We start from the raw sequence: 20303 nt of genomic DNA on the forward strand, positions 1-20303 counted from the left end.
AACACTCAACTAGGCTTTAATTACGTTTCTAGAAAGGGTAATTGAAGATGGCCAGACCAAGACAAACTATCGTTAGCCTAGAAGATACGCCTTACTATCACTGTTGCTCTCGTGTAGTTCGTAAGGCTTTTCTGTGTGGCATTGATAAATCAACGGGTGATAATTTTGAACATCGGCGCGAGTGGGTGGATTCACGTATCCTTGAATTAGCGACCATCTTTGCCATTGATATTTGTGCTTACGCAGTGATGAGCAACCATTTGCATGTCGTGGTAAAAGTCGATGCAGACAAAGCAAAAGGTTGGTCAGATAAAGATGTGCTGATTCAATGGCACAAAGGCTTTAAAGGCACACTATTAACCCATAAGTTTTTAAAAGGGGAAGACCTCAATCAATTTGAACGTCAAACCGTCAATGAATGCATTGCCGAGTACCGTAAACGCTTAATTGATATTAGTTGGTTTATGCGCTCACTCAGTGAGCCGATAGCCAGAATGGCCAACAAAGAGGATAAATGCACTGGGCGATTCTGGGAGGGTAGATTCAAATCCCAAGCCTTACTAGATGAAGCTGCAGTATTAGCCTGTATGGCCTATGTCGATTTAAATCCTATTCGCGCTAAAATGGCCGCAACCCCCGAAACCTCAGATTACACCAGTATTCAGCGCCGTATTCACTCAGCCGTAAAAGGAGAACAACCATCAGAGTTATTACCTTTTGTAGGTAATGAGCGCTTAAACATGCCTAACGGATTAATGTTCAGCGTGAAAGACTACATCGTACTGGTTGAAGATACAGGGAAGATTATCCGTGAAGATAAGCGTGGAGCTATTAGTGCAAGCAGCCAGAGCATACTTAATCGCTTAAATATTCCCGAAGAAAACTGGTTAAAAATCACTACTGAATTTGGCACATTATTCAAAGGTGCAGTAGGTGCTTTGCCTGCATTAACTGACTATTGTGAGCATTTAGACCGCAAACGACGACAAGGCGCTTCAAATTGTCAACGCTGGTTGTGTGCTTAACCATTCTTAAACGTTAGCTTTCATCCAAATAGTTTTCCAACGCACACTTGATTGATATCAAGTTTTTCTGCTGGGTGGAATTTAGTTAATGACTTCTAAATCGTTAATGTTGTGATGAATTTCTGCTAAATTACATATGATTTGAAATCTGAATATATTGAAAATAATCGTCGCTAATGAAATTAAAACCAGTTATGTTTCTGTTTAGAAATTTGGGTGGCAATTTTCTTTTTTGGAATGGGTGGCCATTTTATTGTTTGGTGGCCATTTTATTGTTTTTTTACAAGCATACACTCTGCAAATTTAACAATGGGTGGCACGTTAAATTAACAAATTACTCTCTCAGATCAATTTAGATTGCCCTGTCCTTAGCTTTTAAAATAAGCATCTTAAGTAAGTGAGTGACTTCAATCCACTCACTTTAGCCATACATTGGTTATGCTATCGCAGCGATACGCTAACCGTTACGATAGCGATTACAATAGCTGTTGTAATCGAGATCAAAACCGAGATACCGAGATGAAACAGACTATTGTCCATATCGCGCTCGTGGTTAGAGACTACGATGAAGCGATTGATTTTTACGTTAATAAGCTCAAATTTGAGTTGATTGAAGACAGTTATCAACCCGAACAAGATAAACGTTGGGTTGTGGTTGCACCGCCTAACTCCCATGGTACGGCCTTACTATTAGCCAAAGCCTCCAAACCCGAGCAGGAATCATTTATCGGCAATCAAGCCGGAGGGCGGGTGTTTTTATTCTTAAATACCGATGATTTTTGGCGCGATTATGAGTATATGCGGTCAATAGACATTCACTTTATTCGCGAGCCACAAGTGCAAGATTACGGCACGGTCGCCGTATTTGAAGATCTCTATGGCAACCGTTGGGATTTATTGCAGCTAAGCCCCAATCACCCCATGGCGAAAAGATGTCTGTAGCTCATACACCACAGCGTTTAAGTCATTAACAACGTTTAAGTCATTAACAACGTTTAAATTTATAACAGGAGTCGATATGGATTTCCCTCTGTTTACCTATCATCCCAACCCGCTCGCGACAGGCGCAGTCGTTGCAAGTGATGCAAGCTGTCAATGCTGCGGTAAGAGGGCTTCCAATGACGGGCATATCTTGGAAAAAACGCTTCTGCGAACGTACAGAGCGTAAGAGAGGGCGCAGGTTCACGCACCACCCCATAACGTAACGCATCTATGTACTTTCTTGCCTCAAGTCGCGCATCATCAAGCGTGATATCATTTGCATTGCCGATAACATGAAGTTGTCGCAAGCCTTGATACTGGAAACGATCGTAATAACACCGAATACCAGAGGGATAGGCTCGCATAAAAAACGCGGGAAAATATTTATCGTAAAACACCGTTATTTCTGTGGTGTAGGTAAATTATCTATCATTGACTGTTGCAGTTTAATACTCGGCATAGGTTTTCCTCGTTCAGTAAGGTGGCATTCATGAGGTGTTTTCGAACCATTTTCGGGCTAAAAACACATAAAAAACGCATTAAATTTCACTGAGCGAAAAACAATAAAAAACATTTAAATCAATACGCTAGACTCAACAAGCAACCATCCCCTTGGGACGTGGGCTCAGGTAATACGGGTGGGGTACTATCCATATAAGTTAACCAGTTTTCCCAAATTTCATGGGTTCTGAGCTGAGTTAACTTGGTTTTGCAGCTGAGCGCCATCAAACCGCGAATGCTGCCATCGCGCCATTGGGTATAAATAGCATCGCACTGAGCTGTCATATATTGCTGCCACGTTTGCTGCGCAGTATTAATGGCAGCGACTAACTCGGTGTCATCAGCATTATGGGTTAAGCTCGCGGCGAGATACTCAGTTAATTGCGCCTGCGCCTTAGCTAAAGTAAGCGCGGCGCACTCGTTAATTTCAATGGTGCTATAGGCTTGGTCGCAATCCACTGCCTTGGTATGGTTAAGCGTGGCATCATTGGCAAAGACGCTACTAGTAAAGAGCGCAAACGTACTCGCAAGCATCATCTTAGTTACAAACACTATCTTAATGACGCGCCACTGTTTCATTATCTTGCCTCATTATTTCAATGTATTAGCGTGAGTTTACGGCACTTAGCCAGTTTGCTATCTCAGGGATAAAGATAATTAATCCCACCAATATGCCAAGGTTTAATAATAGGGTTAGCACAAATACCACTAAAAACCGACCTTTGCGATTTTTATGGCGTAACCAGTGCTGCGCTAATAATGCTCCTGGCCAACCGCCACTTAAGCTTAATAGATGTAAGTGCAGTTCTGGCGTGCGCCAATTGTCATGAATGGCGGCTTTTTTATCGCGGCCATACATAACAAAAGTGATAAGGCTAAGGGCAAAATAATAGCCACAAAGAAGCCAAGGTAAGTCGTTCAAGGCCGCGGCTAGCAGCAATAAGCCTAAAAATAAGCCGCTAACAATGACGCCAAGGCTTAAAACAGAAGATTGCATTACAAGGTGTCCTAGGCGATTAAGCTTAAGTTCTAGAGTAAAATCTAACACTTAAGCTGCGCCACAATGATTCGGCAGGGCCGATGGCAAAGCGCGTAAGATACGCATTTGCGAGCCATATTTGAAGCAAGATTATAGTGATGGCGAGCATCAAATAATCTTGGCGATCAAAAGTGAGTTGCCATTGAGGTTCGAGGTGGCGAAAAATCACGCTTGCGATCATCGATTGCAGTAAATACAAGGATAAAGCTAAGCGGCCAATATTGGCGAATGTCCGCCCGAGCCATGAATTTGGTTTAAGAGTGGTCACAACGACATGAATATACAGGTAGGCGGTAGGAAGCGCGGCATAGTAAATGACAACTTCCGCCAGTGTTTGCAATCTATGGCTGCTAGCTTGATTAAGGATGATGGCGACAGCGCTTAATAGCACCGCCATGGCAAGGCTACTAATCACTTGTTGGCGCGTAAATCCATTTTCGAAATAACCACGTTCCAATAGGCTTTGCCCCATTAAGATTAACCCCGCGGTTAGCCATAACGTCGATAATGGATAGCTGAGTAAATACCATCCCATATACTCAGCGTTGGCCATTAGCTGCGATATTACTGAGCCGCTCCATTGCTGATAAATAAGAATAAATAAGAGTGAATCACGGCTTGGTAGCTCGCGCGGCGTTAAGGCCAGCAGCGTTAGCACTAGCATGGCGATATGAAAAAATAGCCAGCCTTTTTGCCATTTCTGTATGGGGGTTAAACCTTGGTAATGCCACACAGCAAAGGCCGATAGGGCATAACTCGTTAAAATATCCCCAGGCCAGATAAAAAAGCCATGCACTAAGCCAATCAGTAATAATGCCTTCATTCGGGCTGCCATGTGGGGATAAGCGTTATCGCCAAGTTTTTGAGCTTGCAGCACTAAGCCTGCGCCAAATAGCATGGCAAACAAACTGATAAAGCGGCCTTCAAATAAGCTAGAAGATAGCGCCCCTAGCCAAAAATCACTGCTGGACTGCGCGCCTTGGGATAAAGGTAAATAGGGGTAAAGGCTGCCATAGCTATAAATATTAACCAGCAAGATGCCAGGTAGCGCTATGCCGCGCAGCATATCGAGTGCGGCAATGCGCGTCGCAGCATGGGGAGCAGAGTTAAGTGGCTCAGGTGCTAACTTAGAAGTGCTAAGGCTTGAGTCATCAAGGGGAGATAACGCCAAGGGCTTGGTGGATGGCACGCTTGGCGGCGTTTGCATATGGGCTGGAGGATGCATTAATGGCTAGGTTTGTTCGGCTTAGCTGAGATCCAAAGCTTAATGGTGCCAGTCACTACCACGACATTATTACTATCATAAGCGCTCACTTGCACATCAAGATCGCCCTCTTGCCAAGCATCTGCCTGCGTGCTTGCTACGCAGCGAATATCGCTACCAGCTTTGGCGGTATAGTTAACACTCATGCCCTTAGGTATCCAGCGTAAATGCGCAGGGATAGTCGCCTCTGCTAGCGCGCCCATAGCCATTTCAAGGCCATTACAAATGGCAATCACATGCACAGTACCTATGTGGTTATGCACGCGGCGCTGTTTTTTGATGATCAATTGACAATGGTTGGGGGTGAGCTCAGTAATCAAAGGCTTAACTGTGCCAAAGTAGGGCGCCATACGACAAATCAAGCGAGAAAACAATTTATCGCCAAACGGCCATTTAATGCATTTTTGATAGAGCTGTAGGATTTTATTATTCTGCATTATCATATCCTTGCAAACGAAAAGTATCCTGAATTGTTAAGCCGTTAATTCATGGCATTGACGCAAAAGTGCGTGATTACGACCGATAACAAGCTTAACATTGAGTTTACATGGCGCGCTAGCAAAGCTTTGCCATAGACCCACCTGGGCCAAGCACTCTATAATTGGCCGCAGTATCACTATAAGGATTTTGCTTTGAAGTATTTGTTGATTTATTTTAAAGGGTTAGCTATGGGGGCTGCCGATGTTGTGCCGGGTGTATCAGGTGGGACTATCGCCTTTATCACCGGGATTTTAGATACCCTGCTTGAGAGTGTTAAGCGCATTAACCCAAGCTTATGGGGCGTATTTCGCAAACAAGGGCTAAAAGCCGCATTTCTGCACTTTAATGGTCCATTTTTGTTCAGCTTGTTAGCGGGTATCCTTACTAGTATTCTCACTTTGGCTAAGTTAATCAGCTATTTACTTGAGTTTCACCCTATCCCTGTATGGTCGTTCTTTTTTGGCCTGATTTTAATTTCAGTGGTACACATGCTCAAGCAAGTCTCAGGTTTTACTTGGGGGCGATTAGCATTATTTATCCTTGGCGTTGCGGCGGCTTACACTATTACTGTGCTGAGCCCTATTAGTGTTGAGGCCACGCCAGTCAATATCTTCTTTGGCGGCGCCATTGCCATTTGCGCCATGATTTTACCTGGAATTTCAGGCAGCTTTATTTTGTTATTGCTGGGCTTGTACTTACCTGTGATAGGTGCGGTGAAGGCGCTTGATTTGAATATTATGTTTATTTTTTGCTGCGGCGCCTTAATGGGCATTTTAACCTTTAGCCATGTGTTGTCGGCTTTGTTGCGCCATTTCCATGATGCTACCTTAGTGTTCTTAACCGGCTTAATGCTTGGCACGTTAGGTAAAATTTGGCCGTGGAAACAAGTGCTGACTTGGCGCACCAATTCTAGTGGTCATCAAACCCCGCTGCTGGAGCAAAACTTAAGCCCGTGGAACTTTGAGCAAACCGTCGGCCAACCATCGCAATTAGCGTTAGCTGTGCTGTGTATGCTGGTGGGCATAGGCTTAGTGTGGGGCTTAGAGCTTTGGAGCAAAAGACGCGCTCAGCCAAGCGCGGCTTAAGACTGAAGCGATTCAAGCAACTGAAGTGATTCAAGCAACTGAAGTGATTCAAGCGCTGTTAATGACAGCAGCGATTGTGGCCAAAGCTGACATTTAGCTGAGCCATTGCAACCTGCCGAGTAACAAAAAAGCTAACTCTTTGAGTTAGCTTTTTTTGTCATGTGTTGCCATGTGTTGTCATGTATTGGAAAGAGCTGCCAAGTGTTGGCGTGTTTGATGGGTCTGGCAATCGGCTAAATTAGCGGCTCAATTAACAGCTAGGCGCGCTGCGATTACAGAGCGCCATCACACGTTGGCGCTGACTTTCTAGAATAAAACCAACCACTAAGCCAAAGGCTGGGTTTAACCATAAACACACCAGCGCTGTGGTAGATATGACGATAAGGCAATAGCCACGTTTAAGGTTAATGGCTTCGCCTTGGCCGCGAATACGATTAGCCACTAAAGTCAGCAGCGGCAAAATGGGTTTAGCATTAGCAAGTTGCAAGCCTGCCACTATCAATAAACCGCCAAGCATAGGCAGCGGAATTAAGCTCAACCATGAGGCCGCACTTTGATGCCCAAACAAGGCTATGGCTAAGCACACCACTCCAAAGGTGAGCGGCGCAAAAAAAGTGCGTGCGCCAAAGTGAGTTTGCACTGCCATGCCGCCTGCGCCATGGCACATAGCGCTAGCGCCAAAGGGAGCGAGCAAAATATTGGCCAGCCCCGAACTAATGGCAAACCGTGACGGCGTAAAGCGCTCGGGGTTATCGTTAGGAAAACTGTGCTTGGCAATCACTGAGCTTGCTATCACAGCATTAGTTAAGGTTAATGCGAGTTGCGGTAGTACTAGCATGCTGGCTGCCACTTCAAATTCATTCCAGCTTGGCATGCTTAAGCTGATGCCTGAACTGTGCGCCAATACTGGCAATTGCGTCACTTGAGTCCAGCCGATGAACATGCCGCCTAAGATAATGGTTGGGATCATTAAATGCTTGAGTGCTTGATTGCGGCACAGCCACAGCGCTAATAAGGTGAGTCCGCCCATCCACCACTGAGCTTCAACATGCTTTAAGCCAAGCAGCATTAGCTGTAAACCAACGGCTAACTGAATACCTGCGCTAATAGCTGGGGATAAATGCTGCGCTAGCCAGCGAATGGCGCCCAAGGCGACCAGCAATAATAAAATCCCGCCGATGAGCATGCTGCTTGCTTGCATCACCCCAGGAGTAAGGCCTGCGGTAATAGTCACGGCCGCTATCACTTTCATCGGTTGTATGCCCACCGGGCGGCGATAAAGATAAGCGCTCGCTAAGGCAAACACACCAAAACCTAAAAATATGCCTTGAGCTGAAAATTGATTGAGCGCAATTAAGCCCAAGACTAAGGGCAAAAAAGTGCCTAAGTCAGCAAATGCCGCCTGTGAGTCTGTAACATATTGGCGCCAAGAAGAAGATGGAATAGCGTGGGACATGTCGTTTGCCTAATAAAAAGATCAACCACTTAAGGCAAAATTAATGCCAAATTTATCGCGGGTTTTTAGGGAGTATTCAGAAAATTGTTACCAATACGCGCGGCTATTTTTAAGCAGGTGCTGCCTTTTGTCCACGCCTAGGTCAAAACGTCTTATTTGAGCTGGCGAAATGAGGCACTTAAACGGCACTAACACTTGTTACATAAAAATATTAATGTTTAATACTTGTACAAAGTTGTAAATCTTGTATAGCTTTGTGGTGTATACCCCTAAAGCAATACAAGGATGGTAGTTATGTACGCATTTACCCCGCAACGAATTCAGCTTGGGATCAGCGCTTGTCTGCTCGGGCAAGAAGTTCGCTTTGATGGTGGTCATAAGCGCTCAACTTATGTGCTGTATGATCTTAAGGATATGTTTGATTTTCATCCTATTTGCCCTGAAATGGCCATAGGCATGGGGGCGCCTCGTAAAAGCATTCGCTTAGTGCGCGATAACGACACCATTTTGCTACAAAGCGCTGACGCAAGCTTAGATGTTACCCAGAAAATGCAAGCGTTCAGTCAACGAACCGTGCCTGAACTTGCGAATTTAGGCGGCTATTTATTTTGCGCAAAATCGCCCACTTGCGGCATGGAGCGGGTCAATGAGTACGCAGTGGGCACCAATAATGCCACTAAGACAGGCGTTGGCGTGTTTGCTCGCCAATTAATGGCGACTTATCCGTTAATGCCAGTGGAAGAAACCAGTCGGCTTAATGACCCTCATATTCGCGATAATTTTTTTACCCGAGTCTATGCCTACCATGAGTGGCAAAGCATGCGAGCCGCTGGGCTAACTAAGCATCAGTTATTGCAGTTTCACGCGCGCTACAAATACTTGCTGATGGCACATAATCAGGTCATTTATCGCGAGCTTGGGCCATTACTGGCCACTATGGAAGACAATCTTGATGAGGTAGCCCGCGAGTATTTTACAGGCTTTATGACGGCGCTTAAGTGTCACGCATCCCGTAAGAATCAAACCAGTACCTTACAACATATTCAGGGCTACTTTAAAAAGCAGTTATCGGTCAGTCAAAAAGCTGAGCTTACTTCGGCCATTATGGATTATCACGAAGGATTATTGCCGTTATTAGTGCCTATCACCTTGATTAATCATTATGTGCGCGAGTTTTCCTGCCAATACATAGCCGACCAAGTGTACCTGCAGCCGCATCCGCAAGTGCTTAAACTCAGGTATGGGTTATAACGCCATGATTGCCGATGATAAGTTCATTCACGCTGAGCGCTTTAGTATCGGCGAAGTCTCTAAAATGACTGGGGTGAATTCTATTACGTTACGTGCGTGGCAGCGCCGCTTTGGCCTATTAGTGCCAGAGCGAACTCCTAAGGGGCATAGATTATATAGCCAAGCGGATATTGAATTAATTGCGCAAATTATCCATTGGCTGGAAGCTGGGGTCAGTATCAGTAAAATTCGCCCCTTGCTTAATACGCCTCAAGCTTCATCTTATCCACTTGATAATGAATGGCTGCAACAGCAGCAAGCGTTATTGCACGCATTAAGTCACATTAACGCCTCGCAATTGCATCATTTATTGGATGAATATGAAGCCCATTATCCTTGGTTGATGCTGCAGCAACAATTGTTTGAACCTTGGTTGCGGCAATTGCCTCAATGGTTGTCTCAGCGCCAAGATGGCCAAGGCTTAAGTGTCTGGCTTAAGCAGCAACTCGATTGGCGTTTAAAACCTGCTATTCGGCAAAAACCTTCTATTGCTGTGCTGGCATTGCCGGGCAGTGATGATTTAGATAGCTGGCAATTGTGCTGGCAATTGTGCCAACAAGGCCGCGCCTTTGTGAATTTTGGCTCACTGCCTTGGCCACAAATAAGGTTATTAGCGCCGCGTATTACCCCATCCATCTGGCTAGTAGTCGCTGGACCTAAGCATTTGCCTTTAGATATTGAAGACTTAGATGCTTTGCCGCTGATGGCAAATAACTGCGAACTTGTCTCTCTGCCAAGCGGTCGCTACTTAGTGGGTCAGTTTGCACCGTTATGGGATACCAGTGCCTGCCATCAACCGCTTAACTGGGCAGAGCTTAGTCAGTTATTGGCGCATGCTGGTGTTAACAGCGCCGTTGCTAATGCCCGCGATAGCGACAGTGATAGTAATAGTAATAGCGAGAAGCTCAATGACTAGCACGCATGTGGTTTGGTATCGGCGCGACTTACGAGTGGCAGATCATAGGCCCTTATTTGAAGCCATGAGCTCTGCTCGCGCCCAAGGGCATAGGGTTAAATGCTTATACATTGCGACGCCAAAACAGTGGCAGCAGCATCAGCAAGCCGCTATTGGCCTAGATTTTATTGAGCGGCATTTAAATCTGTTAGCGCAATCTCTTGCCGCCCTAGGGCTTGAGCTTGAGGTAGTGGAATTAGCGGATTTTAGTGAGATACCTCAGTGGTTTAGTCATTATCAAGCGCAGCAGCAAGTGGTTGGTGTCTATGCCCATAGTGAGGTGGAATGGGATGAGCGCCAGCGCGATAAGTATGTGAGCCAAAGGGTTAATCTCACCTTATATGACGAGCACTGTCTATTGGCGCCAGGCTCAGTGTTAACGGGCGCTGGCACTATGTATCAAGTATTTACGCCTTTTAGTCGGCAGTGGAAACGCCAAGCTTTGCAATTACTGGCAAGCGATAGCCGCGCCATCATGCCGTTAGCTGTGCCAGTCGCTTTTGCGGCGGCGCTAGCTTCCCCAAAACCTATAGTCATACGGGCGCCTAAGGTAGATTCTGGCCATTTTTTAGCAGGAGAAGCGCCAGCGCATCAACAGTTGCAGCACTTTATTCAAGGCGGCGCCGCGCACTATGGCGCACAGCGCGACTTTCCGGCGTTAACTGGCACCAGTCAGTTATCGCCTTGGCTAGCCCTTGGGGTGTTATCGGCGCGCCAATGTTTTGCAGCGCTATTGCAGCACCATAGCGATGCCTTTTCAGAGGATAGCGCGGTTAAAACTTGGGTGAATGAGCTTATTTGGCGCGAGTTTTATCGGCATTTATTAGTGCTATGCCCGCGTCTTAGCCGTAACCATAACTTTAATCGCAAAGGCGATGCCATTCAGTGGCGCAACAATAGCGCGGAATTTGCACTTTGGTGTCAAGGGCAAACCGGTTACCCCATAGTGGACGCCGCTATGCGGCAATTAAATCAAACGGGCTGGATGCACAATCGCTTACGCATGGTAACCGCCAGTTTTTTAACTAAACATTTGCTGATTGATTGGCGTTGGGGCGAAGCATATTTCTGCAAGCATTTGATAGATGCCGATCTCGCCGCCAACAATGGTGGTTGGCAATGGGCGGCAGGCACGGGCTGTGATGCCCAGCCCTATTTTCGGGTGTTTAATCCGTTGCTGCAAAGCCAAAAATACGACCCAGATGCCAGCTTTATTCGCCGCTACTTGCCTGAATTAGCAAGAGCTAGCACTAAACAGATACATCAACTGCAAGATCTGCATTTGCATAGGGTTAATGGCGTTAATGGCAATGATGGCAGTGATGATTGTGCTAGCACTATGAGCGGCGCGTCTCATTATCCCGCGCCTATGGTCGAGCATGGCATGGCCAGAGCGCGAGCATTACAGGCCTATGCTGTGATGAAAGCGAGCTAACTGCTTGAGTTTAGAAACTTGAATGCAACTATCTGAGGTAAACATCTTGATAGCAAAAGAGATAAGCATAGCGCCCTGGGTGCAGCAATTTGTGGACATGTATCAAGTGTTAAATAAACACAATTTGCATTTACTCGCTGAGGTCTACGCCGCTGAGATTAGATTTACTGATCCCTTACACCAAATCGAGGGGCTCAGTGCCTTGCAGCGTTATTTCGCTGGGCTTTATGCCAATGTCGAGTCGCTGCGCTTTGAGATTGAGACTGTTATTACCGCAGGGGATGATGCGGCGCTGACGTGGGTGATGCACTTTACTCACCCCAAGCTTAATGGCGGCCAAGTGATAAGCGTGAGCGGCATGACCCATTTGCGTCAAGGTGACGACAAAAATGGTGGCGACAAGATAGTGTTTCATCGCGATTATTTTGATGCTGGGCAAATGCTCTATCGGCATGTGCCGCTATTAGGCACTGCCATTAACATCATAAACCGCCGGTTGGTGAGCGCATGAATAAGCCATTATCTGTACTCATTACTGGCGCGAGCTCAGGTATAGGCGCGCAGTTAGCCGCGGATTATGTGGCTAAGGGCTATCAGGTATTTGCTTGTGGTCGCAGCGCCGAGCGTTTACAGAATTTAACTGGAGTAACACCTGTTGTCTTTGATATTGATGATCGTGAGCAAGTGCATCAGGCCGGGCGTAATGTCGCGAGCCTAATCTCAGCGCCCCTTGATATCATCATCTTAAATGCTGGCGTGTGTGAATACATAGATGATGCCCGCCAGTTTGATGATGAGTTATTTGCCCGCGTCATTCATACCAACCTGATTGCAACTGGTTACTGCTTAGCCGCATTTTTACCTTTAGTGGCCAAGGGAGGGCATTTGGCCTTAATGAGTTCATCGGCCACTTTTTTAGGCTTGCCGCGCGCCGAAGCTTATGGCGCATCTAAAGCTGGGCTGAGTTATTTGGCCGCGAGTTTAGCCGTAGATTTAGCAGAGCATGACATCAGTGTGAGCTGCATATCCCCAGGATTTGTGGCAACGCCGCTTACGGATAAAAATAATTTTGCTATGCCAATGCGTATCAGTGCTGCGCAAGCCGCGCGCGTCATTATGAGCGGCATAGAAAAAAAACAATACGCCATCAATTTTCCACGTCGCTTTATCGCTGTGATGAAGCTGCTGGCGTGGTTGCCTAAGCGCTGGTGGCATAAGTTAATTCGCTTGCAGCCTAAGGCTAGTTCAGGCTCAGGCACTTCAAAGGGATTGAAGAAATGAACAAGATTGCTATTGTGGGCTCAGGGATTTCGGGCTTAACGGCCGCTCATTTATTGTGTGAGCGCTATGACGTTACTGTATTTGAAGCCAATGATTATATTGGCGGCCACACAGCCACTATTGATGTTGAACTTGATGGTAATAAGTACGCCATTGATACAGGTTTTATTGTGTTTAACGATAGAACTTACCCCAATTTTGAAAAGCTATTAGCCAGAATTGCGGTTAAGCCCAAGCCCACCCAAATGAGCTTTTCAGTGCGTAACCTTAAGACTGGGCTTGAATACAATGGCCATACTTTAGCGAGCATGTTTGCCCAAAAATCTAACTTGTTTAAGCCTAAGTATTGGAATTTTTTAAGTGAAATAGTGCGCTTTAATGGCTTATGCAAAAAGTACTATCAAACCGATAATTTCCCCGCCAGCAGTTTAGGTGATTTCTTGGTATTAGAAGGCTTTAGTGAGTTCTTTTGCGAGCACTATATTTTGCCTATGGGCGCTGCCATTTGGTCATCTAGCCTTAATGATATACGCGCGTTTTCATTGCGTTTTTTCATCCGTTTTTTTGCCCACCACGGCTTACTGGAATTAACCAATCGACCGCAGTGGTATGTGCTTGAAGGCGGCTCGCGCAGTTATATTCCAGGGCTAATCGCGCCGTTTAAAGACAAGATAAAGCTCAATACCAGCGTCAAATCCATTAAGCGCACTAATAACGGGGTCGATTTAGTGACGGACTCTGGTGAGCAATATCGCTTTGATGAGGTGATTTTGGCTTGTCACAGCAACCAAGCCTTGGCGATGTTAGAAGATGCCTCTGAGCTTGAATATGACATTTTAAGCCAAATGCTTTATCGCAATAACGAAGTTGTGCTGCATACCGATGCACGTCTGTTGCCACAGCGGCGCGCGGCTTGGGCGAGTTGGAATTATCGTTTAGATGGCGATAGCTCTAGCCCTGCGGCTGTCACTTATAACATGAATATTCTGCAAGGGTTATCTGACCAAGCGCCTGTGTTCTGCGTGAGCTTAAATCAAACCGAATCAATAGATAAGCGTAAGATTTTACGCACCTTTAATTATGCCCACCCAGTATTTGATGAGCAAAGTTTTGCGGCGGCCTCTCGCAAACATGAGATTAGTGGTCAGCGCCACACTCACTTTGCTGGGGCTTATTGGCTTAATGGTTTTCATGAAGATGGCGTTAATAGCGCCCTTGATGTTTGCCGGAATTTTGGAGTGACGCTTTAATGCTAAGCGCCCAGTTAAGCATTAAGCCATTAGCCAGTGGCCTATATGCTGGGTTAGTGCGCCATCAGCGCTTTGGGCGTGTGGGTCATAAGTTTGCTTATGACTTGGGGCTGATGTTCATTAATTTAGATGAGTTAGCAACATTAGAATCCGTTAGCCGCCTGTTTTCAAGTCAGCGTTGGGCTTTGCTGCGCTTTAACGGCAGCGATTATTTACGTGATGACAACATAAATTTTGATGCTAGCCCACAGGCGTTAAAGCAAAGGGTGTTATCTAAGTTGCGCGCCTTTGGGGCTAACACTGAGGTAGATACAGTAATTTTTGCCGGGCAAGTGCGTCACTTTGGTTTTTACTTTAGCCCGATTAATTGCTTTTACTGCTATAGCGGCGGTCAATTGCGCTATTTACTGGCGGAAGTGAGTAACACCCCATGGGATCAAAGGCATTGCTATCTTATTGATATTAATAACAACGAGCCAATTACTAAGGCCTTTCATGTGTCGCCCTTTATGAGCTTAGATATGGATTATCACTTCAAAGTCGAAGCGCCAGGTGACGAGATTAACTTAGTGATTGAAAATCGCCGTGATAAAAAACTATTTATGGCATCTATGTCATTGGTCAAAAAGGATTTTACCGCCATTAACCTCAGGCACTGGTTGTGGCGATTCCCGCTATTAACCTTAAAAATTATGGCGGGTATTTATTGGCAAGCCCTCAAATTATGGCTTAAGCGGGTGCCATTTATGGCCCATCCCAGCAAACAGGAGAAGTAACCATGGATAATGCTGTAAGTAGTGCATCGGCGCAGACTCTTTCAGAGGGTGTGGCTAAGCGATTAATTAAGCGGGCGTTAAAGCATTTATCCCAAGGTTTTCTGCGCATTACCGATAGTGATGGCACTGAGCATTTTGGTGATAGTCACGCGCTATTGCATGCCGATATTCATGTAATTAACCCAGCCTTTTATCGCCAAGTCTTGTTATCAGGCTCCATTGGCGCTGGTGAGTCTTATATTGCTGGCCATTGGCAGAGCTCAAATGTCACTCGGGTTATCCAGCTATTTGCCCGAAACTTAGCTGTGCTTGAGCAGCTTGAGCAAGCGTGGTCTTGGCTGGTAAAGCCTGTTAATCGCGTAAAACATGTATTTAATCGCAATAGTGTTAGTGGCTCCAAGCGCAATATAGTGGCGCACTATGACTTAGGCAACGCTATGTATCAGCAGTTTTTAGACAGCGACATGCTGTATTCCAGCGCTATTTATCCTGATGTGAATACCGGCCTTGAAGAGGCGCAGCAAATAAAGCTTGCCACTATTTGTGAACGCTTAGACTTGCACCCCGGCATGACCTTGCTTGAAATCGGCACAGGTTGGGGCGCCTTGGCCATTTATGCCGCTAAGCATTATGGGGTGAAAGTAACCACCACTACGATTTCTGAAGAGCAATATAGCTACGCTAAAGCTAAAGTGGCGGCTGCTGGGCTTGAAGATAGCGTTACGTTATTAACTTCAGATTACCGCTTACTAACGGGGCAATACGACAGATTAGTGTCTATCGAGATGATAGAAGCCGTGGGGCATGAATACTTACCCGGCTTCTTTAAGATGCTTAATCAGCACTTAAAACCCAATGGCCGCATGCTAATCCAAGCCATTACTATTAGTGACCAACGCTATGATCAATATAGGAGCAGTGTTGATTTTATTCAGAAATACATCTTTCCCGGTGGCTGCTTACCGAGCGTAACGCGCATGAGCCAATGTTTAGCTAAGCAAACCGATATGGTGCTGTTTAGCTTAGATGATATTGGCTTTGACTATGCCCGCACCTTAAATGACTGGCACAGCAATTTTGATAACGCCATCAGCAATATTAAAGACTTAGGTTATGGCGATGACTTTATTCGGATGTGGAAATTCTATTTAAGTTATTGCGAAGGTGGTTTTTTGGAGCGCACCACTAGTGCTGTGCATCTTGTGGCGGTAAAGCCTGAGTACCGCTTAGCGCAAGCATTAGCGTTTGCGAGTCACTAATGTCAATCCGGCGCAGCAGTATATTTGATGGCTGCCAAAGCGGGCGCGAGCAAGTTATCTCGCTCAAACTCATAGTGCTTGATGCCGCGCGCTTTCAGCTGGTGTGGTGGTTACTGATATTGCAAGGCAATGAGGCGGTGTGGCTCGCAAGTCTAGTATTAATCGCTCAGCTAAGTGTTAGTCGGCGCCGAATTTACGATGGCGTATTTATGCTGGCAATTGCTATGCCGGGCGTGCTTTTGGATAGCTTGCTTAATTATGGCGGCGTCTTAGTGTTTACCGATTTACCTCTATGGCTTGCCTTACTTTGGTGTCACTTTGGCTTAAGTTGTTTATACAGTTTGCACCCCATGTGGCGCTGGTCATGGCTATCTGTCGCCTTAGTGGGCGCTATTGGCGGCAGCGGCAGTTATATCGCGGGGCTAAAGCTTGGCGCGGTTAGCTCCACTTGGAGTGAAACCACGCTGTTATTGGTGCTAGCACCATTATGGGCCTTAGTGTTTATTTATATAAAATCAATTGTTTACCAAGAATATCAACATCCACGCCATCATCCACCGAGTGATAACCAAGGTTCACCACAGTGAAACTCTCATTGATAGTCCTTAGCAGTTTGTTAGTCAGCCTAGCTGGCGTTGGCAGCGCTTATGCCGATGCTAAAGCCGCAGTTGCCATCACTATTCCTATTGCCATCGATATGGCAGAGGCCATAGCGCCTGATGATGCCGCAGGTGCGATTGCACCTGTGTCACTGGAAGTGGGGCGCACGCAAATGTCATTAATGTGGTTTGATGTTTATGTGGCGACCTTATTAACCCCAAGTGGGCAATATCAGGGAATAATTCCGCCACTAACTTTAGAGATACGTTATCAGCGCGAAATCAGCGCCACGGATTTACTCGATGCCACCCGTGAGCAGTGGCAGCATTTGGGCTTAATGACAGATGGCGGCCAGCGCTGGCTCACTGAGCTTGCAAGGTTTTGGCCGAATGTTACCGCAGGCGATAGCTTAGCCTTGCAGTGGGATAGCGATGGCATGAGTCAGTTTTACTTTAATGGCGACAAAATTGGCCCAAGCTTTGACGAGCAGTTTAGTAATAGCTTTTTAGCCATTTGGTTGTCACCACAAACCAGTTACCCAGAATTGCGCCTTGAACTGATAGGGGAAAAATCATGCGACTGCTAACGCGTTTGTTGCTGGCTGTGAGCCTCGGCGCAGCCTTGTTATTGTCTGGCTGCGGCAGTGTCGATATTGATGACTATCAAGGCACTCAGCCCACATTAGTGTTATCGCGATTTTTTGATGGTCAGTTAACCGCTCATGGCATGGTGCAAGATTATCAAGGTAAGATGACGCGCCGCTTTGTGGTGACTATGACAGGCCAGTGGCGCGATGGCGTTGGCACCTTAGATGAAGCCTTTGTGTATGATGATGGTGAGACGCAGCGCCGTATTTGGACCTTAACTGAATTAGACGCTGGCCAATACCAAGGCACAGCCGCAGATATTTTGGGGGTAGCAACAGGCGAGGCGCGCGGCAGTGCGTTGCAGTGGCGCTATCAAATGCTATTGCCTGTGGATGGCGATACTTATGAAGTCGAGTTTGATGATTGGATGTATCTCATTGATGAGCGCACCATGATAAATAAGAGCGATATCAACAAGTTTGGTGTCACAGTCGCCACTGTGACTTTAGTCATCCAAAAGCAGCCTTAAGAAGCGCTATTGCCGCTTTAGTCATGGCTGCGCAGCTGCATGTAAGTGGTCAGTTCAACTTTGTTGCTAACGACGCGCCGACACTAGGATAATGGCCACTGGAATTTAACTCTGGTGAACACGGCGAACTCAAGTCTGCTGCGCCGTTGCTGGATAGGTGAGGTGAGTGAATGTGCCACAGCTCGAAGGTCTGCCTTTTGCTATTTGATAACTAAAGATGCAAAAAGTAATGAATACTCTCCACCAAATTAAAAGCAAAATCTGACCATGAGGGATGCCAACAATCTTTACCGTGGATCAGTACGCTATTTCCAAACCTTAACTAAAACATAATCCTCGAGAGCTGCCATCCCCCCCCCAAGATTGAGTTAGATCTAAGTTGAGTTAGATCTAAGTTGAGTTAGGCCAAGATTGAGTTAGAACTACACGCGATAGCAAGCGGGCAGCGCTAATGTGTGTACGAACGTTATGGTGCGAACACACCTGAGTACTTGTGAGTGCTACAAGCCGTGGTTAGCGATTCAAGGTTAGAGGTTAGGCGCGGCGGCCATTATCAGCGTCTTTGCGCTCATAGTATTCAAACGGGAATAAATTACGCAGGCGTTGACTGACATCATCACTGACATTAGCGGAAATATGCAGGCGCACACTGCCAGAGCGCTCGGCGCGGATGGTGCAGGTGAGTTTTTCAGCTTTGGCTATGGCGCGGGCTTCGCGCTCAAACTTGTCCTGAATTTTACCTTTATGGCTAGTTAGCCGCCCTTGTTTAAAGTGCATTTCAAACAGAGTTAATCCCGATTTGCCGCCAAACATGAGCTTATAAACCACATAAAAGCCGATGATAATGAGGACTGTCTTGATTGCAATATCCATAAGTGGCGCTCCTACAAGTCGGCGGTTGCCTGCGAAAGTATAGTTATTTGTGCCGCATCCATTCTTTAAAGGCAAGTAATATTACAGACTTAGCCAAGTCAGCCTAATTGGTTTGTGGACAATAAGCTGCGACTTAGGTCGCGCTCTGCGCTATCTGATGTTATCTCGAATCAAGGCCTTACATAACTTAGTGTTGTAAGTGAGCTAGTCCTCAAGCTTACGCTTAGGCTATCAGTCACTAACCTTTGAATCGCATCTTGTCTCATGCGTGCGGCTAATGGGTAAGCACACGGGCGAGTATCACCTAGGCCGAGCCAACACGCTGGCAAGGATTGTGATAAATTGATGGCAATTTAGTCGATTAGCTCAAATTAATGAGGCTTGCGCGCTGACTTTTACGCCAAGCGTGATACATTACGCGCCCCCAAATTGTTTGGTTAAGCCTTAGCTTGTTTAACCTGTTGTCACCGGTATTTCCGGGTGGTTTTATGAGGAGTAAAGCATGAAGCTACTGAGATTGACTGTGAGTTGTGTGGCCTTAATGGCATCGTTAACGAGTGCAGCTATCCACGCCGAAGAAGTAGTGCGCGTTTATAACTGGTCTGATTATATTGCGCCCGGTGTATTGCAGGATTTTCAAAAAGAAACTGGCATTCGCGTCATTTATGATGTGTTTGACAGTAACGAAGTGCTAGAAGCTAAGTTGTTGTCAGGTCGCAGCGGTTACGATTTAGTGGCGCCCACCAATCACTTTTTAGCCAAACAAACCCAAGCTGGCGCCTTTATGCCGCTGGATAAATCTAAGCTCAGCAATTACAGCAACCTCAATCCTGTATTGATGCAGCAGCTAGAAGCCGCCGATCCTGGCAATCAATACGGTATTCCGTATTTATGGGGCACCACAGGTCTTGGCTATAACTTAGCAAAAGTGCAGCAAGCCTTAGGCAACGATGCCAAGGTAGACTCATTAGCGCTGATTTTTGATCCTGCCAATGCGCAAAAGCTCGCCAGTTGCGGTATTTCATTTTTAGACTCACCGGATGAAATGATCCCGCACGCCTTGCTGTATTTGGGGTTAGATCCAAATTCCACCGCGCGCGCCGATTATCAAAAAGCCGGTGATTTACTGGCAAGCGTGCGTCCTTATGTGCGTTATTTCCATTCATCTAAGTTTGTGACTGACTTAGCCAATGGCGATATTTGTATGGCCTTTGGTTTCTCTGGCGATATTTTCCAAGCCGCCGCCCGCGCCGATGAAGCGAGCACTGGTCAAGATGTGCATTACGCCATTCCTAAAGAGGGCGCTAACTTATGGTTTGATATGTTGGCGATTCCTGCGGGCGCACAACACAGTGATAACGCCCATCAGTTACTCAATTACCTGATGCGCCCAGATGTGATCGCCAAGATTTCAGATTATGTGGCTTATGCTAACGCCAACGTGCCAGCCGAAGCCTTAATGAACCCTGAGATTAAAAATAATCCTGCCATTTATCCGCCAGCGGATGTGATGTCCAAATTGTTTATGAATGAAACCCGCGATTTAAAGGCGCAGCGCGATATGACTCGGGTATGGACGCGAGTTAAATCGGGACGCTAAGTCTAAGATTCGGCCTACACATTACTTTCGGCCAGCC

22 protein-coding genes are annotated in these 20303 nt (G+C 46.3%); 16 read left to right on the top strand and 6 right to left on the bottom strand.

The window, feature by feature from the left end:
• Positions 1-47 precede the first annotated feature (47 nt).
• The 3 genes from AC1HDP_RS16855 (at position 48) to AC1HDP_RS16865 (ending at position 2193) form a co-directional block, all read left to right on the top strand.
• The gene (locus tag AC1HDP_RS16855; protein WP_479637390.1) at positions 48-1025 is read left to right on the top strand and encodes a transposase; all 978 of its coding nucleotides are present in this window, start codon (positions 48-50) and stop codon (positions 1023-1025) included.
• Between the two features lie 519 nt (positions 1026-1544).
• Positions 1545-1967, top strand: a complete 423-nt coding sequence (locus tag AC1HDP_RS16860) for a VOC family protein (protein ID WP_011071181.1) — start codon at positions 1545-1547, stop codon at positions 1965-1967.
• Positions 1968-2043: 76 nt separating this feature from the next.
• Positions 2044-2193 carry a CbrC family protein gene (locus AC1HDP_RS16865; RefSeq protein WP_479639639.1) on the top strand — a complete coding sequence of 50 codons (150 nt, stop codon included), beginning with the start codon at positions 2044-2046 and terminating at the stop codon, positions 2191-2193.
• A 392-nt stretch (positions 2194-2585) separates the two neighbouring features.
• Here the strand turns inward: AC1HDP_RS16865 and AC1HDP_RS16870 are convergent, their stop codons facing one another.
• The 4 genes from AC1HDP_RS16870 to AC1HDP_RS16885 are packed head-to-tail and all read right to left on the bottom strand — an operon-like array spanning position 2586 to position 5247.
• Positions 2586-3086 (bottom strand): lysozyme inhibitor LprI family protein, encoded by a 501-nt coding sequence (locus AC1HDP_RS16870; RefSeq protein WP_479639640.1) that lies wholly within the window; start codon positions 3084-3086, stop codon positions 2586-2588.
• 25 nt (positions 3087-3111) lie between these two features.
• Positions 3112-3504, bottom strand: a complete 393-nt coding sequence (locus AC1HDP_RS16875) for a DUF1294 domain-containing protein (RefSeq protein WP_479639641.1) — start codon at positions 3502-3504, stop codon at positions 3112-3114.
• Positions 3505-3529: 25 nt separating this feature from the next.
• On the bottom strand, positions 3530-4771 hold the full coding sequence (locus tag AC1HDP_RS16880) for a DUF418 domain-containing protein (protein WP_479639642.1): 1242 nt from the start codon (positions 4769-4771) through the stop codon (positions 3530-3532).
• Entirely contained in the window at positions 4771-5247 is a 477-nt protein-coding gene (locus AC1HDP_RS16885) for a hotdog fold domain-containing protein (RefSeq protein ID WP_479639643.1), read from the bottom strand. The genes AC1HDP_RS16880 and AC1HDP_RS16885 overlap by 1 nt, the downstream gene beginning before the upstream one ends.
• A 195-nt stretch (positions 5248-5442) precedes the next feature.
• Here AC1HDP_RS16885 and AC1HDP_RS16890 point away from each other — a divergent pair, with 195 nt between their 5' ends.
• The gene (locus tag AC1HDP_RS16890; RefSeq protein ID WP_479639644.1) at positions 5443-6375 is read left to right on the top strand and encodes a polyprenyl-phosphate transporter; all 933 of its coding nucleotides are present in this window, start codon (positions 5443-5445) and stop codon (positions 6373-6375) included.
• 250 nt (positions 6376-6625) lie between these two features.
• On the opposite strand, the gene AC1HDP_RS16895 is transcribed toward AC1HDP_RS16890, so the two are convergent.
• The gene (locus AC1HDP_RS16895) at positions 6626-7831 is read right to left on the bottom strand and encodes a putative sulfate/molybdate transporter (protein WP_479639645.1); all 1206 of its coding nucleotides are present in this window, start codon (positions 7829-7831) and stop codon (positions 6626-6628) included.
• A 294-nt stretch (positions 7832-8125) separates the two neighbouring features.
• Between AC1HDP_RS16895 and AC1HDP_RS16900 the strand changes: the two genes are divergently transcribed.
• From AC1HDP_RS16900 to AC1HDP_RS16950, 11 genes are read left to right on the top strand one after another with little or no spacing between them, the layout of a single operon-like run.
• The gene (locus AC1HDP_RS16900) at positions 8126-9082 is read left to right on the top strand and encodes a YbgA family protein (RefSeq protein ID WP_479639646.1); all 957 of its coding nucleotides are present in this window, start codon (positions 8126-8128) and stop codon (positions 9080-9082) included.
• Positions 9083-9086: 4 nt separating this feature from the next.
• Positions 9087-10037 (top strand): MerR family transcriptional regulator, encoded by a 951-nt coding sequence (locus tag AC1HDP_RS16905; protein WP_479639647.1) that lies wholly within the window; start codon positions 9087-9089, stop codon positions 10035-10037.
• Positions 10030-11511, top strand: coding sequence for a deoxyribodipyrimidine photo-lyase (gene phrB, locus AC1HDP_RS16910; RefSeq protein WP_479639648.1), 1482 nt, complete (start codon positions 10030-10032; stop codon positions 11509-11511). Before AC1HDP_RS16905 ends, phrB begins: the two co-directional genes overlap by 8 nt.
• A gap of 22 nt (positions 11512-11533) precedes the next feature.
• Positions 11534-12022 carry a nuclear transport factor 2 family protein gene (locus tag AC1HDP_RS16915; protein WP_479639649.1) on the top strand — a complete coding sequence of 163 codons (489 nt, stop codon included), beginning with the start codon at positions 11534-11536 and terminating at the stop codon, positions 12020-12022.
• Positions 12019-12792 (top strand): SDR family NAD(P)-dependent oxidoreductase, encoded by a 774-nt coding sequence (locus AC1HDP_RS16920; RefSeq protein ID WP_479639650.1) that lies wholly within the window; start codon positions 12019-12021, stop codon positions 12790-12792. The genes AC1HDP_RS16915 and AC1HDP_RS16920 overlap by 4 nt, the downstream gene beginning before the upstream one ends.
• A complete protein-coding gene (locus AC1HDP_RS16925; RefSeq protein WP_479639651.1) occupies positions 12789-14042 on the top strand; it encodes an NAD(P)/FAD-dependent oxidoreductase in 1254 nt (417 codons plus the stop codon). The genes AC1HDP_RS16920 and AC1HDP_RS16925 overlap by 4 nt, the downstream gene beginning before the upstream one ends.
• Positions 14042-14818 carry a DUF1365 domain-containing protein gene (locus AC1HDP_RS16930; RefSeq protein ID WP_479639652.1) on the top strand — a complete coding sequence of 259 codons (777 nt, stop codon included), beginning with the start codon at positions 14042-14044 and terminating at the stop codon, positions 14816-14818. Before AC1HDP_RS16925 ends, AC1HDP_RS16930 begins: the two co-directional genes overlap by 1 nt.
• Before the next feature lie 2 nt (positions 14819-14820).
• Complete coding sequence (locus AC1HDP_RS16935; protein ID WP_479639653.1) at positions 14821-16077, top strand: class I SAM-dependent methyltransferase; 1257 nt, start codon at positions 14821-14823, stop codon at positions 16075-16077.
• Positions 16077-16664 carry a DUF2878 domain-containing protein gene (locus AC1HDP_RS16940; RefSeq protein WP_479639654.1) on the top strand — a complete coding sequence of 196 codons (588 nt, stop codon included), beginning with the start codon at positions 16077-16079 and terminating at the stop codon, positions 16662-16664. Before AC1HDP_RS16935 ends, AC1HDP_RS16940 begins: the two co-directional genes overlap by 1 nt.
• A complete protein-coding gene (locus AC1HDP_RS16945; RefSeq protein ID WP_479639655.1) occupies positions 16661-17263 on the top strand; it encodes a chalcone isomerase family protein in 603 nt (200 codons plus the stop codon). Before AC1HDP_RS16940 ends, AC1HDP_RS16945 begins: the two co-directional genes overlap by 4 nt.
• Positions 17251-17793 carry a DUF3833 domain-containing protein gene (locus AC1HDP_RS16950; RefSeq protein WP_479639656.1) on the top strand — a complete coding sequence of 181 codons (543 nt, stop codon included), beginning with the start codon at positions 17251-17253 and terminating at the stop codon, positions 17791-17793. Before AC1HDP_RS16945 ends, AC1HDP_RS16950 begins: the two co-directional genes overlap by 13 nt.
• Before the next feature lie 534 nt (positions 17794-18327).
• Here the strand turns inward: AC1HDP_RS16950 and AC1HDP_RS16955 are convergent.
• On the bottom strand, positions 18328-18666 hold the full coding sequence (locus AC1HDP_RS16955; RefSeq protein ID WP_479639657.1) for a DUF3634 family protein: 339 nt from the start codon (positions 18664-18666) through the stop codon (positions 18328-18330).
• A 502-nt stretch (positions 18667-19168) separates the two neighbouring features.
• On the opposite strand from AC1HDP_RS16955, the gene AC1HDP_RS16960 reads away from it, so the two are divergent.
• Positions 19169-20266 carry a polyamine ABC transporter substrate-binding protein gene (locus tag AC1HDP_RS16960; protein ID WP_479639658.1) on the top strand — a complete coding sequence of 366 codons (1098 nt, stop codon included), beginning with the start codon at positions 19169-19171 and terminating at the stop codon, positions 20264-20266.
• Positions 20267-20303 lie beyond the last annotated feature (37 nt).

Source organism: Shewanella sp. ISS20 (assembly GCF_056522965.1).